Below are 15,082 nucleotides of genomic sequence, written 5' to 3'. Positions count from 1 at the left end.
AGACGGAGACAACCATGACATTCAATCGCAGACAGTTCACGCAGGCCACGGCCGCGCTGGTGGCTTCGGGCGCGACGCCACTGGTGTTCGCGGCCGACACGCTGAAGATCGGCTACGTGTCGCCGCAGACCGGTCCGCTCGCGCCCTTCGGCGAGGCAGACAAATGGGTCATCGACCAGATGAAGACCGCCTTCAAGGACGGCATCAGCGTCGGCGGCAAGAAATACGCGGTGCAGATCGTGCTGAAGGACAGCCAGTCGAACCCCAACCGCGCGGGCGAGGTGGCGAACGACCTGATCCTGAAAGACAAGGTCGCGCTGGTGCTCACCGCCGGCACACCCGAAACCGCCAACCCCGTGAGCGATGCGTGCGAACTCAACGAGGTGCCCTGCATCTCCAGCGTGGTGCCGTGGCAGCCCTGGTTCTTCGGCCGCAAGGGCGACCCGGCGAAGGGCTTCAACTGGACGTATCACATGTTCTGGGGCCTCGAAGACGTCATCGCCAACTTCACCAACGGCTGGAAGACGCTCGCCACCAACAAGAAGGTGGGTGGCCTGTTCCCGAACGACGGCGACGGCAACGCCTGGGGCGACAAGGAGCTGGGCTTCCCCAAGCCACTCGCGCAGATGGGCTTCACGCTCACCGACCCTGGGCGCTTTCAGAATGGCACGCAAGATTTCAGCGCGCAGATCGCGGCCTTCAAGAAAGAGGGCGTCGAGATCGTCACCGGCGTGGTGATTCCGCCCGACGCCAAGACCTTCCTCACGCAGGCTCGGCAACAGGGCTTCAAGCCGAAGATCATCACGCTCGGCAAGGCACTGCTGTTCCCCGGCGCGATCGAGGCGCTGGGCGACCTGGGCGATGGCCTGTCGACCGAGGTGTGGTGGAGCCCATCGCATCCGTTCACGTCGAGCCTCACGCAGCAAAGCGCCAAGGCGCTGGCCGATGCCTACGAGGCCGGTGCGAAGAAGCAGTGGACGCAGCCCATCGGCTTTGCGCATGCGTTGTTCGAAGTGGCAGCGAATGCACTCGGGCGTGCCAAGTCGCTGAAGGCTTCGGACGTGCGCGACGCCGTGGCATCGACCTCGATCAACTCGGTGGTCGGCCCGGTGAAGTGGGGCGGCCAGGGCCCCTTCAAGAACGTCAGCAAGACACCGCTGGTGCTCGGCCAATGGGGCAAGGGCCAGAAGTACAAGGTGGAGCTGACCATCGTGAACAACGAGGCGGCGACGAACATTCCTGCCGGCGGCAAGCTGCGGCTGCTCTGACCGTCATGACGCTGCTGGCACTGCATGCCGTGAGCAAGTCCTACGGAGCGCTCAAGGTCACGGACGACATCACGCTGTCGGTGACCGAGGGCGAGACGCTGGGCATCCTCGGGCCGAACGGCGCGGGGAAGACCACGCTGTTCAATCTGATCTCGGGAGATGTGCGCGTCGATGCGGGGCGCGTCGAATACGCGGGCCGCGACGTGACGCGGCTGCGGCCGCACCAGCGCTGCCACGCGGGCATCGGGCGCAGCTACCAGGTGCCGCAGCCCTTCGGCAACATGAGCGTGTTCGAGAACCTCGTCACGGCCGCCTGCTTCGGCGGGCAGCAGACCGAGCGCGAGGCGTGGCAGACGGCGCACGAGGTGCTGGAGCATACGGGGCTGATGCCGCACGCGAACAAGCCTGCGGGTGGGCTGACCCTGCTCGATCGCAAGCGGCTGGAGCTGGCGCGCGCGCTGGCAACGCGGCCGCAGTTGCTGCTGCTCGACGAGATCGCGGGCGGGCTGACGGAGCCAGAGGCCGCGGTGCTGGTCGGGGAGCTCAAGCGCATCAAGGCACGGGGCGTGACGATGATCTGGATCGAGCACGTGGTGCATGCGCTGCTGTCGCTGGCGGACCGTTTGTTCGTCATCAACTTCGGGCAGAAGCTGGCGGAAGGCGAGCCGCGCGCGGTGATGAACGATTCGGAGGTGCGGCGGGTGTACATGGGGATGGAGGCATGAGCGCGCTGCTTTCCACCCACGCCCTCAAGGCTTTCTACGGCGACGCCCAGGCCTTGTTCGGCATCGACCTCTCGCTGGCCCGTGGTGAGCTCGTGGCCATCATCGGTGCCAACGGCGCGGGCAAGTCGACCTTTCTCAAGAGCCTTACGGGCCTGGTGCGCGCGCCTCGCGAAGCGATCAGCTTCAAGGGTGAGCCCATCGGCGGGATGCCTCCCGGCGACATCGTGCGCCGCGGCCTTGCCATGGTTCCCGAAGGCCGACGCTTGTTTCCCAGCCTCAGCGTCGAAGAGAACCTGCTCATGGGCGCCACCGCCGCGCGCAAGGGGCCGTGGAACCTTCAGCGCCTGTACGCGCTGTTTCCCATACTCGCCGAAAAGCGGCACCAGCCGGGCACTTCGCTGTCGGGCGGCCAGCAGCAGATGGTCGCGCTCGGCCGCGCGCTCATGAGCAACCCCGAGCTGCTGCTGTGCGACGAGCTGTCGCTCGGTCTCGCGCCCATAGTCATCCGCGAGATCTATGCCGCCATGCCGACCATCACCGGCGAGGGCATGACCGTGGTCATCGTCGAGCAGGACGTGACCATGGCGCGCCAGGTCTCTCAGCGCATCTACTGCTTCCAGGAAGGTCGCGTGTCGCTCGAAGGAAATTCCGCCGACCTGACGCGCGAGCAGATCTCGCAGGCCTACTTCGGCATCGAGGCCGCCCATGCTTGAAACCCTCGTTCAAGGCGTGCTGCTCGGCGGCCTCTACACGCTGTTCGCGCTGGGCCAGTCGCTGATGTTCGGCGTGATGCGGCTCACCAATACGGCGCAGGGTGACTTCATCATCCTCGGCGCGTTCGCGGTCATCGCGGGCGTGTCGCTGACGGGCGATGCCATGCCCTGGCTCGTGGCGCTCGCGGTGCTGCCGGTGGCCTTCGGTTTCGGCTACGCGCTGCAGCGCTACGTGCTCAACGGCACGCTCGGCAAGGATCCGCTGCCTTCGCTGGTCGTCACTTTCGGCCTGTCGATCGTCATTCAGAACCTGCTGCTCGAACTGTTCTCGGCCGATCCGCGTGCCATCGAGACCGGCGGGCTCAACACGCAGGGCATTGCGCTGGGCGATGCGATGTCGCTCGGCGTACTGCCGCTCATCGTGCTGGCCATTGCGGTCGTTGCGACGGGCGCTCTGCAGTGGCTCTTTGAGCGCACGGCGCTGGGCCGGTCGTTTCGCGCGGTGTCTGACGACCGCGAGATCGCCGAACTCATGGGGCTGAACGCGAAGAAGGTCTACGCGCTTGCCACTGCCATCGCCTTCGTACTGATCGCCATCGCGGGCGCGCTGCAGGGCATGCGAACAACCGTCTCGCCTTCCGACGGGCCGCTGCTGCTGCTCTTTGCCTTCGAGGCCGTGATCATCGGCGGCATGGGCTCCTTCTGGGGCACGCTGGCCGGCGCGATGATTCTCGGCATCACGCAGCAGATCGGCTTCAGGCTCGATCCGGGCTGGGGCATATGGTTCGGGCACATCGTGTTCCTCGTCGTGCTGGTGCTGCGCCCGCAGGGGCTCTTTCCGAAAACGCGTGGATGAACCGAATGACGAGCATGCCCCCACCCCTCATCGCCGTCGAGCGTGCCACCGCCGCGAGCCGCGTCGCACTCTTCGTCGGCATCGCCCTCGTGCTCGTTGCCGCCAGCCTCCCGTGGTGGGGCGAGTCGAGCTGGATGCGCGAGTTCGTCGAGATCGCCTGCTACTTCATCTTCGCAATGATGTGGAACCTGCTTGCCGGCTACGGCGGCATGGTGAGCATCGGGCAGCAGGCCTTCTTCGGCTTCGGCGGCTACGTGATGCTGATGCTCGGCAACTTCGCGGGCATCAATCCGTTCATTGCGATTCCGCTGGGCGCGCTGGCGGCGGGGCTCATCGCCATTCCCGTTTCCTTTGTTGCGTTTCGTCTGTCGGGCGGCTACTTCGCGATCGGCACATGGGTCATCGCGGAGGTGTTCCGCCTGAGCTTTGCCAACGTGTCGGCGGTGGGCGGCGGCTCGGGCACTACGCTCACCGCGCTGCGCGGCATCGAGAAGGCCACGCGCGAAAGCACCACCTACTGGATGGCGCTGGCCTGCGTGGTCGCGGCCATCGCGCTGGTGTACCTGTTCCTGCGCAGCAAGCGCGGCCTGGCGTTGCTGGCGATACGCGACAACGAAGTGGCGGCCGAGTCGCAAGGCATTCCGGTGGCGCGCATGAAGCTCGCGGTGTATGTGGTCGCGGCCTTCGGCGCGGGGCTCGCGGGGGCGCTGTACTTCGTGGGCAATTTGCGCATAAGCCCCGATGCGGCCTTCAGCGTCAACTGGACGGCTTTCGCCATCTTCATGGTGGTCATCGGCGGCATCGGCCGCATTGAGGGACCGCTGGTGGGCGCGCTCATCTTCTGGGCGCTCAACAAGTTCCTGAGCGACTACGGCACCTGGTACCTGCTGGGCCTGGGCATGCTCGCGATCCTCGTCACGCTGTTCTTCAAGCAGGGGCTGTGGGGCTATGCGCAGCAGCGCTGGGGCTGGTCGCTTTTTCCGACGCAGAGGCGGTTGCTCGGGGCTTCGTCGCGCAGGTGAAGTGCTGTCGCGTCCGACGCGATAAAGGCCCCGTGCAAACCTCCTTCTGACTTGCGCAGCAGAGCATGATCCTGTAACGTTTGAAACAAAGTGGTGACATTTCACCGCTTCTTTTCATCGCTCTGGAGCCTCCCTTGACGATCACCAAACGCCGCTTGCTCGAAGGCGGCGCTGCAGCCGTTGCCACTTCGTTGTTCGCACCGGGCTCCTGGGCCCAACAACGCCCGGCAGCCGGTGCCGACGCCTGGCCGACCAAGCCCGTCCACATCCTCGTGGGCTTTCCTGCCGGCGCATCGCCCGACCTCGCGACTCGCGCCATTGCCGAACCGCTGTCGAAGATCCTGCGCCAGCCGGTGGTCGTCGAGAACAAGCCCGGCGCCAGCGGCAACACCGTGGCCGACCTGGTGGCCAAGGCCACCGACGATCACACCATCGGCGCGCTGATCAACGGCAACCTCACCATCGCCAAGCTGCTCAACCCGGCGCTGCCTTTCGACCCCGAGAAAGACTTTGCGCCCGTCGGCCTCATCGGCACCGCGCCGCTGGTGCTGGCGGTCTCGGGCAGCGCCACGGGCAAGACCGCGGCCGACCAGCTGCTGTGGGTGCGCAACCTCGGCAGCAGCGGCAAGTACGGTACGCCGGGCGTGGGCACCGTGGGCCACCTGGGCATGGAGCTCATCAAGAGCCGCGCAGCCATCACCGCGCAGCACAAGCCCTACACCGGCAACCCGCAGGTCATTGCGGGCCTGCTGGCCAACGAGATCCAGCTGGCGCTGCTGCCGCCCGGCCTCGCGTTGCCGCATATCAAGTCGGGAAAGATCAAGGCCATTGGCGTGACCTCTCCCGAGCGCAGCCCGCTGGCCAGCGAACTGCCCACGATTCGCGATGCGGACGTGCGCGGCGCCGACCTCGAAATCTGGACCGCGCTGGCCGCGCCCGCCGGCATGAAGCCCGCGGCCGTCGCCAAGCTCAATGCAGCGCTGGTCGAAGTGATCAGCTCTCCCGACGTGAGCGAGGCGCTGCTGAAGACCGGCTGGCAGGCACAGCCCGGCTCACCTGACACGCTGGCCAAGCGCATGCGCGCCGACACCACGCGCCTGGGCGGCGTGATCATCATGAAGGGCATCCACTCGGAGAGCTGACCGAGGGGAGCCCCGGTTCTCCTTACGTCTTCGACGCGACGCGCTTGAACAGCGCTTGGTCGAAGCGGATCGTGATGACTTCCGTGTCGTCCGGCTTGCCGGGAACGCGACCGTCTTCCGTCGGGAAGTTGGTGTCGATCGCAACGGCCAGGGTGTTGTCGTCCACCACCTCGACGCTCTCGACCGAATCGAAGGGCATGCTGAACTTGCCAGCCACCACGCTGGCCAGCGGACCGCCGATGTCCGTCGGGTCGGAGATGTTCAGCAAGTCGACGAGCAGCGTCTTCTTCAGCACACCGTCGGCATCCTTCACGTCGAGGTCGACCATGTACAGGCGCTTGACCACTGCCTTGGAGCCGAACAGGCTGTCGCGCTCGATCAGCACGAACTTGTTGCCGCCCACGTTGGTCATGTCGCCGATCACGATCTGATTGTCCTTGGCGGGACCGTCCTTCTTGTAGACCGGGTTCTTGCCGGTGTAGAGCATCGAGGCGGGGTCGAACTCGAAGAAGTTCAGGTAGCGCTCGTCGTCTGCCACCGGCCGCAACGAGGCCAGCGAGGGCGCTGCTTCGGGCACCGCGTAGAGGCGGCTGCTGTCGCCGTTGAAGGCCAGGCTCTCGAAGCCCCGGCTCGAGAGCGAGGTTGCGGTGGCGCCGTCGTTCATCACCAGCGGGTTGGACGGGCTGCGCAGGAACGGATGCGGCACCGGGTCGCCCATCAGCGTGCCGTTCTTGTCGAAGTGCAGGATGTAGGGGCCGAACTCCTCGCCGACGAACCAGGTGCCGTCCTTGGCGCGGGCGATCGACTCGACGTCGAGGTCGAAGCCTGTCAGCAGCCGGCCGCTGACGATGCGCGCATCCACCGGCTTGCCGCTGTCGACCAGGTTGTTGCCGGACACCGTCTGGTAGTTGGCGTAGTCGGCGGTGATCTTCAGGTCGACGCCCTTGCCGTCCTTCAGGAAGCCGTTGGCGTCGTTGAAATTGACGTGGCTGTTCACCTTGATGGTGCCGGGCACCGTCGTGCCGTTGGCCGCGGTGCGGAAGTCGATGTTGACGTTGTAGAAGCCGACCACGAAGTCGCCGGAGTTGCCCTTGCTGCCGTAGCCGTTGTCGGGCATGGCGGTCCAGGTGCCGTCATCGTTCTTCAGCAGTGCCGAGAAGCCCGGCAGCGGCTGGCCGTCGACGAAGGGTGGCGTCACGCCGAGCGCGGCGGTGATGAACTGGCCAGTGGTCGGGCCGGGCCAGCGGAACGTATCGGCCAGGGAGGCCCAGCCGGTCAGCTTGTGAGGCAATCCTGCCGAGTCGTCTTGTGACGGCTGGGGAGCAGGTGCGGGCGCCGGTGCCGGAGCGGGTGTTGCAGCCACCGGAGGAAGGGCAATGCCGCCTCCGTTACCGCCACCGCACGCGGCGAGGGCAGCGGAAGAAACGACTGCCAGCATCAGGTGACGCGGCAAGTTGGACGAGGCGAAGCGAATGGACATGAATGGACCCTCCCATGGTTTTTAGTGCGAAGCGCAATCTAAAAAGCCGGTGTGACGTGTCCATGAATACCCATTCGGGTCAGAGCATGCGCGAGATCCGCTCCGCCGCTTCGCGCAGCGCGGGCAGCATCGTCTCCTGCATTGCCTTCGCGCTGGTGCGGTTCGCCTGTCCGCTGATGTTGAGTGCGGCCACCATGCGCCCTTGCCGATCGACGATAGGTGCGGCTACCGAGATCAGGCCTTCCTCGAGTTCCTGGTTCACCAGGCACCACTGCTGCTTGCGTGCCTGCGCCACCTTGGCCATGAGCGCGTCGATGTCGGTCACCGTGTGCTTCGTCAGCGCCTCGATGCTCGATGCTTCAAGGCGCGCGCGCACTTCGTCGTCATCGAGGTCCGCCAGCAGCAGCCGGCCCAGCGATGTGCAATAGGCCGGCAGGCGAGAGCCCACACCCAGGTTGATGTGCATGATCTTCTTCGTCGGCACGCGCAGCACGTAGACGATGTCCGTCGCGTCGAGCACGGCGGCCGAGCACGACTCCTGCACCTGCTGCACCAGCGCTTCCATCACCGGCTCGGCGCGGTTCCAGATCGGCATGGACGAGAGGTACGCAAACCCAAGGTCGAGGATGCGCGGCGTGAGCGTGAAGAGCTTGCCGTCGGTCACCACATAGCCCAGCGTCTGCAGCGTGAGCAGGATGCGGCGTGCCCCCGCGCGCGTGAGCCCGCTGCCGGCCGCAACCTCGCTGAGCGTCTGGTGCGGCGCATTGGCGCTGAACGAGCGGATCACCTGCAGCCCCCGCGCAAAAGACTGCACGTAGCTGTCGCCGGGTGCGGGTGTATCGGGTTGTGTGGGGTGGGTTGCCATGGTGCGCGATCCTCTCTAAAATTCATTATACGAACAAATGTTCTTTAGACGAACAAATCGGCGGTTCGCAGAATCGGTCGGCGTGTTCAGGCGGTTCGCTTCCTCGCTTTCTTTTCTTCACTCCCGGAGACAGGCTTCATGATCAACAAGATCGCGCGCTCGGTCGCCGATGCCCTGGCAGGCATCCCAGACGGCGCCACGGTTCTCATCGGCGGCTTCGGCACCGCCGGCATTCCCAACGAACTCATCGAGGGCCTCGTCGAACAGGGCGCCAAGGACCTCACCGTCGTCAACAACAACGCAGGCAACGGCGAGACCGGCCTCGCGGCGCTGCTGAAGGCCGGCCGCGTGCGCAAGATCATCTGCAGCTTCCCGCGCCAGGCCGACAGCCAGGTGTTCGACGGGCTCTACCGCAGCGGCAAGCTCGAGCTCGAGCTCGTGCCCCAGGGCAATCTCGCCGAACGCATCCGTGCGGCGGGCGCAGGCATCGGCGCCTTCTTCTGCCCGACCGGCTACGGCACGCAACTGGCCGGCAACCGCGAGACTCGCGAGATCGACGGCAAGCAGTACGTGCTCGAGTACCCCATCCACGGCGACGTGGCGCTCATCAAGGCCGAGCGCGGCGACCGCTGGGGCAACCTGGTCTACCGCAAGGCCGCACGCAACTTCGGCCCGGTGATGGCCATGGCATCGAAGAAGACCATCGCCACCGTGCACGACATCGCAGAACTCGGCACCCTCGACCCCGAAACCATCGTCACCCCGGGCATCTTCGTGCACCAGGTGGTGCGCATCGAACGCGTCGCCACGCAGGCCGGCGGCTTCAAGAAGGCAGCTTGAGCTGCCGGGCCGCCCCAAAGCGAAAACCGTAGCGCGAAAGCGCGGAGGAATCTAATTCTCATGACTTACCAACGTCGCACCAAGGACCAATTGGCCGCCCGCGTGGCGCAGGACATCTTCGACGGCGCCGTCGTCAACCTCGGCATCGGCCAGCCCACGCTGGTGGCCAACCACCTACCCAAGGGCCGCGAGGTCATCCTGCAGAGCGAAAACGGCATCCTCGGCATGGGCCCCGCGCCTGAAGCCGGCGAAGAAGACTACGACCTCATCAACGCCGGCAAGCAGCCCGTCACGCTGCTGCCGGGCGGCTCGTTCTTCCACCACTCCGACAGCTTCGCGATGATGCGCGGCGGCCATCTCGACATCTGCGTGCTCGGCGCGTTCCAGGTGTCTGCCACTGGCGACCTCGCCAACTGGCACACCGGCGAGAAAGACGCCATTCCCGCAGTCGGCGGCGCGATGGACCTCGCCATCGGCGCCAAGCAGACGTGGGTCATGATGGATCTGCTGACCAAGCAGGGCGTGAGCAAGCTGGTGAAGGAATGCACCTATCCGCTGACCGGCATCGCCTGCGTCAAGCGCGTGTACTCCGACCTCGCCACGCTTGAATGCACGCCGCAGGGCCTGAAGCTGGTCGACCTCGTCGATGGCCTCAGCCGCGAAGAACTCGAAAAGCTCGTCGGACTCCCGATCGCAGCCTGATCTTTTTTCAAGCAATCAAAGAGAGACAGCTCATGACCAACCAAGCCTTCATCTGCGACGCCGTTCGCACTCCCTTCGGCCGCTACGGCGGTTCGCTCAGCAGCGTGCGCACCGACGACCTGGGCGCCGTGCCGCTCAAGGCGCTGATGGAACGCAACAAGAACGTCGATTGGCAGGCCGTGAGCGACGTGCTCTATGGCTGCGCCAACCAGGCTGGCGAAGACAACCGCAACGTCGCGCGCATGTCGGCGCTGCTGGCGGGCCTGCCGCTCGAAATCGGCGGCGGCACCATCAACCGGCTGTGCGGCTCGGGCCTCGACGCCGTGGGCACCGCGGCGCGCGCCATCCGCGCAGGCGAAGCCGGTTTGATGATCGCCGGCGGCGTCGAGAGCATGAGCCGCGCCCCCTTCGTCATGCCCAAGGCCGAGAGCGCCTTCAGCCGCAACAACGCCGTGTACGACACCACCATCGGCTGGCGCTTCGTCAACAAGCTCATGAAGGCGCAGTACGGCGTCGACTCCATGCCCGAGACGGCCGAGAACGTGGCCACCGACTACAAGATCGAGCGCGAAGCACAAGACCTGATGGCGCTGAACTCGCAGCTGCGCGCCGTGGCCTCGCAGAAGTCCGGCTTCTTCGACGCCGAGATCGTGCCCGTGAGCGTGCCGCAGAAGAAGGGCGACGCGATCATCGTCAACAAGGACGAGCATCCGCGTGAGACCAGCCTGGAATCGCTCGCCAAGCTCAAGGGCGTTGTGCGCCCCGACGGCACCGTGACCGCAGGCAACGCCAGTGGCGTGAACGACGGTGCCTGCGCGCTGCTGCTGGCCGACGAAGCCAGCGCCGCCAAGCACGGTCTCACCCCCCGCGCCCGCGTGGTCGGCATGGCCACCGCCGGCGTCGCGCCGCGCGTGATGGGCATCGGCCCCGCGCCCGCCACGCAGAAGGTGCTGGCGCTCACCGGCCTCACCATCGACCAGATCGACGTCATCGAACTGAACGAAGCCTTTGCCGCGCAAGGCCTTGCCGTGCTGCGCCTGCTGGGCCTGAAGGACGACGACGCCCGCGTCAACATCAACGGCGGCGCCATTGCGCTGGGCCATCCGCTGGGCGCCAGCGGTGCTCGCCTGGCCACCACCGCAGTCAACCAGCTGCACAAGGGCGGCGGCCGCTACGCGCTGTGCACGATGTGCATCGGCGTGGGGCAGGGCATTGCGGTGATTCTCGAACGCGTCTGACCGCTGAACGAACACGCGACGACAAAAAGATAACCAGAGAAGCAAGAAGACAAGGCCATCGGAAGCCGCAGGCATAGCGGCCCGATGGCATTTTTTTAACCCAAGAGGACAGAGAGAAATGGATCAGAGGATGAAGAACCACACGTCGAAGACAACGCGCCGCAGCGCCGGCCTGGCCGCGCTTGCGCTGGCAACTGCAGCCCTGCTGCCTGCAACGGCACCGGCGCAGCAGGCCTTTCCCAGCAAGCCCGTGCGCATCATCACGCCGTTTCCCGTGGGCGGCGGCCCCGACGGCGTGGCGCGCCTCGTGGCCGACAAGCTATCGCGTGCCTGGGGCCAGCCCGTGGTGGTCGAGAACCGCCCGGGTGGCAACGGCTTCATCGCCATCGACGCCTTCAAGCGCGGCGCCAAGGACGGCCACGACATCATCGTGCTCGACAACGTGCACCTGGCCGCGTACCCCGCGCTGTTCAAGAAGCTGCCCTACGACTCGGCCAAGGACTTCGACGCGCTGCTGCCGCTGTTCAAGACCTACTTCTTCTTCACCGTTGCCACCAACAGCAAGTACAAGACCGTGGGCGACCTGATCGCCGACGCCAAGGCCAACCCCGGCAAGCTCGACTACGGTTCGTGGTCGGTCGGCAACCCGGTGCACCTGGGCTCCGAGCTCTTCGAGTCGGCCACCGGCACGCAGATGGAACACGTGATCTACAAGGAGACCACGCAGCTGTACACGTCCGTGGCAACTGGTGAGCTGGCATTTGCTTTGGGCAGCAGCGCCACCGCCGGCCCGCTGCAGCGCGCGAACAAGCTGCGCTTCCTGGCGGCTGCCGCGCCGCAACGCGTGGCCGCCTTCCCCGACGTGCCGACGGTGTCCGAGTCAGGTGGTCCGAAGGGCTTCGAGGTCATCGGCTGGAACGCGATCGCGGTGCCCAAGGGCCTGCCCGCATCGGTCACAGAGAAGATCAAGCGCGACATCGAGAAGGGCCTGGCCGAGCCCGACGTGCTGGAGAAGTTCAAGAGCTTCGGCTACGAGCCGTTCCCGACCACGCGGCCGCAGTTCGACGAGTTCGTGGCGAGCGAGACGAAGCGGTTCACCGACGTGATCCGCAAGGCGAACGTTTCGCTGGATTGATCGGGTTGCGCAGGCAGCCTGCGCCGATCTGACCGCCATGCGGCCCCCGCGAAAGCGCCGGGGCCGCTTTTGTTTGCGGCATCACTCGGCAACGCCTTGCCGACCGAGTGCCTGAATGTGACCCAGAAACGCCCGGAGCTGGGAGGGCCGCACCGGCTTCACGATGACTGGCAGCCCCGCCGCGCGCGCCGCATCCAGATAGTCACCTCCCACATCGCCGGTGACGATCAACGCGGGCAGTTCGGCCTCGTTCAGTGCTGACCGCAGATCCTCGATGGCCTGGATGCCGCTCACTTGCGGCCCCAGTCGCAAGTCCACCACCAGCGCGTGGGGCCTGAAGCCGGCGTGGAGCACGTCCAGTGCGCCCCCGACATCGCTTGCGGACCGGACGTCCATTCCCCATGAAGCGAGCAGCCCGTCAAGCGCCTGCAACGAGCTCGGGTCATCGTCGACCACCAGTATTCGCACCGCCAATGGGGTGGCCGATGACGATGCGGCGGGTCGCTCGACATCCTCCCTCTGTTCGCTCATGGTGGCATCGGCCAAGGGGAGATGAAGTTCGAACACGCTGCCTTGCCCCTGTACCGAGCGGGCAGTCACCCGAAGGTCCAGCAGTTCGCTCAGCCGCTTGACGGTGGGCAGCCCCAGGCCGTAGCCCAGCCGCCGGTCGCGCGCCGGATTGTCGACCTGGTAGAACTCCTCGAAAACGTGCGGCAGATGCTCGGAAGAAATGCCGATGCCCGTGTCCTCGATGGTCAGCTTCAACCGGTCGCCGTCGATTTTTTGGCTGCTGATGCGCACCTGTCCCTCGCGCGTGTAGCGGATGGCATTCGCCAGCAGGTTGGTGACCACCCTGGCCAGCAAGGCCCGGTCGCTGCGCACGGCCACATGGCCGGCGGAGATTTCGAAGCACAGCCCCTTCGCGATGGCCACCGCCTGGTGCGGCCGGCAGCAGTCGCCCAGCAGTTCGTCGATGGCAAAGGTCGACCACTGCGGGCTGAGCGATCCGGCGTCGGCGCGCGTGATGTCGAGCAGGTCGTCCACCACGTCGGTCATGCCGTCGGCGCAGGCCACCAACTGCTCCGACATCTCCTTCACGCGGTGCTCGGTGCTGACGGTGTGCACGGTCTGCGCCAGCAATGCCATCGCATTGAGCGGTTGCCGAAGATCGTGGTTGGCCGAGGCGAAGAAGCGCATGCGCGCGGCCACGGCCTCTTCGGCTGTTCGCCGGGCCGAGCTGCTGCGCTCGTTTTCGGCACTCAGAGCAATCACCAGTTCGGCATTGCGCCGGCGCTGCGCCTGGATCTCGTGAAGCGCTGAGGACAGCTCCCTGGCGCTGAGCAACGTGTAGACGCCGATGAGCGACACGATCGAGGCCATGGCCACGTGATAGCTGCCGCCGAACCAGATGTCGCGCAATACCAGCGGCCCAAGAATGAGCACCACATAGACGGTGGCCGCTCGGCCCATCGTGGAGAGCCGGATCGCTCCGCCCAGCGAGACCGTGACCATGGTGATGTGAAGAATGGCCTCGGCCTGCGCCGGCCCGTCGCTTTGCAGCAGCACGCACAGCACACCGAACGAGAAGGCCATGAGCTGGTTGGTGGCCATGATGGGCAGCACCATCGTCGGCAGGTTCGCGCGAAGCCCCGGCCGCAACGCCCAAGCCAGCCAGATGCCCATGCGCGCGGCGACGATGACGCAGTAGACGGCGAACCATGCCTTCACGCGCTGGCCGTCCACGCCGTCCTTGTATTCGAGGTAGCACAGAAACCCCGCGGCGGCGGCCAGGATCCACGCCCAGGGCGTGGAGCGGATCATCTGCTCCAGTTGCTGGAACTGAAGATCCGAGAAGGACAGGCGCGAGGCGATGAAGCCGCGTGCGCGCGGCGTTTGCGCGGGAGAAAAAGAGTCGGAAGTGGAGGGCTGCGGCCTCATCGCAAATTCAGCATCAGCCCCGCGCGCCGCGCCTGCACCAGCAGGTGGGTGCGGTTGCGCGCGTCCATGGTGTCGAGCAGGGCCGTGATGTGGAGCTTGACCGTGCGTTCCGCGATGTTCAGCTCGGCGGCGATCTGCTTGTTCTGCCGGCCTTGGGCGACCAGCAGCAGCACTTCGAGCTGCCGCGGCGTCAGGTTGGAAGCAGGCAGGCCGGCGCGCGGCTGCAGCACATCAAAAGCCTCGCCGCCCGCCGCCACTTCGTCCAGCGCGGCGGCGATGCGCGCCACCGACTGCGACTTTCCGATGAAGCCGGCCGCGCCTGCGGCACGTGCGCGCGCGGCGAGTGCCGGTTCTTCGTCGCCCGAGATCATCAGGCGGGACACGAGGGGGTGCCGGGCGCCGAACAGGCGCAGCCCTTCGAGGCCGTCCTCGCCGCCCAGGCGGTAGTCGATCAGCACGATGTCCGGCGGGCACTGCGAGGCGCGTTCCACGCCCTGCCCCAGCGACAGGGCGGTCTCCACCTCGAAGTCGGGCCGCGCGTGAGTCAGCGCATGCGCAAAGCCGACACCGAACAGCGGGTGATCGTCGACAAGCAGGAGTTTCATGGTGCCGTGATCCTCGGCGCGAGCCCGGCAGGCCACGCCATCTCCTCGTAGGGTGCCATTGTCCACACCGGTGGGTGTGGCGCGAGCCCGCGCCTCAGTTCTCAGTTGCAACGACCGGCGGCGCGCAGCAGCGCGTTGCAGGCAGGAGCGGGTGCTGGTGCGGTGCCGGTCGCCGGCCTGGCATTGGAACGACGCGCGGACGCGGGCGCATCGCTCTGGCGCATCTCCTGGCAGATGGCGTCGCTGACCACCCGGCCCACCACCGACACTGACCCTTCCACGTAGCAGTTGTACGTGCGGCCGCCGTCGGTCTTGGCCAGGAAGGTCGTTTGCACGCCGCTGTCGGCCCGGTTCGAGATGGTGAACGCAGAGGGCGGCAGGCCCAACGCACGCGAGGTGTTGGTGACGATGGCGTCGTCGGTCACGGCATGCGATGCGCACCCACCCACGAGGACGGTGGCAGCGAGAAGCACGAAGAAGAGGGAGGTGGGTGAAGGTGTCATGCAACGCCGGGAAGTTCAGGGATGCGAGCGAACCCGCACTGGAACCCCCA

Annotated in this window: 15 protein-coding genes; 10 read left to right on the top strand and 5 right to left on the bottom strand. The window is 66.2% G+C overall.

Going from position 1 to position 15,082, the window contains the following annotated elements; translation table 11 throughout:
* The first annotated feature begins 14 nt into the window (after positions 1-14).
* The 6 genes from AC07O3_RS22390 (at position 15) to AC07O3_RS22365 (ending at position 5,726) form a co-directional block, all read left to right on the top strand.
* Positions 15-1,268: an ABC transporter substrate-binding protein gene (locus tag AC07O3_RS22390; protein ID WP_093079672.1), complete on the top strand. Its 1,254-nt coding sequence runs from the start codon at positions 15-17 to the stop codon at positions 1,266-1,268.
* A gap of 5 nt (positions 1,269-1,273) precedes the next feature.
* Entirely contained in the window at positions 1,274-1,993 is a 720-nt protein-coding gene (locus AC07O3_RS22385; protein WP_495340371.1) for an ABC transporter ATP-binding protein, read from the top strand.
* Positions 1,990-2,706: an ABC transporter ATP-binding protein gene (locus tag AC07O3_RS22380; protein WP_495340370.1), complete on the top strand. Its 717-nt coding sequence runs from the start codon at positions 1,990-1,992 to the stop codon at positions 2,704-2,706. Before AC07O3_RS22385 ends, AC07O3_RS22380 begins: the two co-directional genes overlap by 4 nt.
* The gene (locus AC07O3_RS22375) at positions 2,699-3,562 is read left to right on the top strand and encodes a branched-chain amino acid ABC transporter permease (RefSeq protein ID WP_495340369.1); all 864 of its coding nucleotides are present in this window, start codon (positions 2,699-2,701) and stop codon (positions 3,560-3,562) included. The genes AC07O3_RS22380 and AC07O3_RS22375 overlap by 8 nt, the downstream gene beginning before the upstream one ends.
* 14 nt (positions 3,563-3,576) lie before the next feature.
* Complete coding sequence (locus tag AC07O3_RS22370) at positions 3,577-4,584, top strand: branched-chain amino acid ABC transporter permease (RefSeq protein ID WP_426390398.1); 1,008 nt, start codon at positions 3,577-3,579, stop codon at positions 4,582-4,584.
* Between the two features lie 134 nt (positions 4,585-4,718).
* The gene (locus AC07O3_RS22365) at positions 4,719-5,726 is read left to right on the top strand and encodes a Bug family tripartite tricarboxylate transporter substrate binding protein (protein ID WP_097198033.1); all 1,008 of its coding nucleotides are present in this window, start codon (positions 4,719-4,721) and stop codon (positions 5,724-5,726) included.
* 22 nt (positions 5,727-5,748) lie between these two features.
* Here AC07O3_RS22365 and AC07O3_RS22360 read toward each other — a convergent pair whose 3' ends face one another.
* Positions 5,749-7,206, bottom strand: a complete 1,458-nt coding sequence (locus AC07O3_RS22360) for an esterase-like activity of phytase family protein (RefSeq protein ID WP_495340368.1) — start codon at positions 7,204-7,206, stop codon at positions 5,749-5,751.
* Positions 7,207-7,285: 79 nt separating this feature from the next.
* Positions 7,286-8,071 carry an IclR family transcriptional regulator domain-containing protein gene (locus tag AC07O3_RS22355; protein ID WP_093079655.1) on the bottom strand — a complete coding sequence of 262 codons (786 nt, stop codon included), beginning with the start codon at positions 8,069-8,071 and terminating at the stop codon, positions 7,286-7,288.
* A gap of 138 nt (positions 8,072-8,209) precedes the next feature.
* On the opposite strand from AC07O3_RS22355, the gene AC07O3_RS22350 reads away from it, so the two are divergent.
* From AC07O3_RS22350 to AC07O3_RS22335, 4 genes are all read left to right on the top strand, one after another.
* Complete coding sequence (locus AC07O3_RS22350; protein ID WP_093057570.1) at positions 8,210-8,911, top strand: 3-oxoacid CoA-transferase subunit A; 702 nt, start codon at positions 8,210-8,212, stop codon at positions 8,909-8,911.
* Positions 8,912-8,971: 60 nt separating this feature from the next.
* Positions 8,972-9,613, top strand: a complete 642-nt coding sequence (locus AC07O3_RS22345) for a 3-oxoacid CoA-transferase subunit B (protein WP_093057571.1) — start codon at positions 8,972-8,974, stop codon at positions 9,611-9,613.
* 32 nt (positions 9,614-9,645) lie between these two features.
* Complete coding sequence (gene pcaF, locus AC07O3_RS22340; RefSeq protein ID WP_093057572.1) at positions 9,646-10,851, top strand: 3-oxoadipyl-CoA thiolase; 1,206 nt, start codon at positions 9,646-9,648, stop codon at positions 10,849-10,851.
* 130 nt (positions 10,852-10,981) lie between these two features.
* Entirely contained in the window at positions 10,982-11,986 is a 1,005-nt protein-coding gene (locus AC07O3_RS22335) for a Bug family tripartite tricarboxylate transporter substrate binding protein (protein WP_097198037.1), read from the top strand.
* Between the two features lie 81 nt (positions 11,987-12,067).
* Here the strand turns inward: AC07O3_RS22335 and AC07O3_RS22330 are convergent, their stop codons facing one another.
* The 3 genes from AC07O3_RS22330 to AC07O3_RS22320 form a co-directional block, all read right to left on the bottom strand.
* The gene (locus AC07O3_RS22330) at positions 12,068-13,924 is read right to left on the bottom strand and encodes a sensor histidine kinase (protein ID WP_495340367.1); all 1,857 of its coding nucleotides are present in this window, start codon (positions 13,922-13,924) and stop codon (positions 12,068-12,070) included.
* Positions 13,921-14,529, bottom strand: coding sequence for a response regulator transcription factor (locus AC07O3_RS22325; protein WP_093079647.1), 609 nt, complete (start codon positions 14,527-14,529; stop codon positions 13,921-13,923). The genes AC07O3_RS22330 and AC07O3_RS22325 overlap by 4 nt, the downstream gene beginning before the upstream one ends.
* Before the next feature lie 101 nt (positions 14,530-14,630).
* Complete coding sequence (locus tag AC07O3_RS22320) at positions 14,631-15,032, bottom strand: hypothetical protein (RefSeq protein WP_093079644.1); 402 nt, start codon at positions 15,030-15,032, stop codon at positions 14,631-14,633.
* Positions 15,033-15,082: the final 50 nt, after the last annotated feature.

The organism is Variovorax sp. GW821-FHT09D05, from assembly GCF_059416325.1.
The sequence above is the reverse complement of the archived record's forward strand: the minus strand, read 5'-3'. Positions and strand labels throughout refer to the sequence as shown.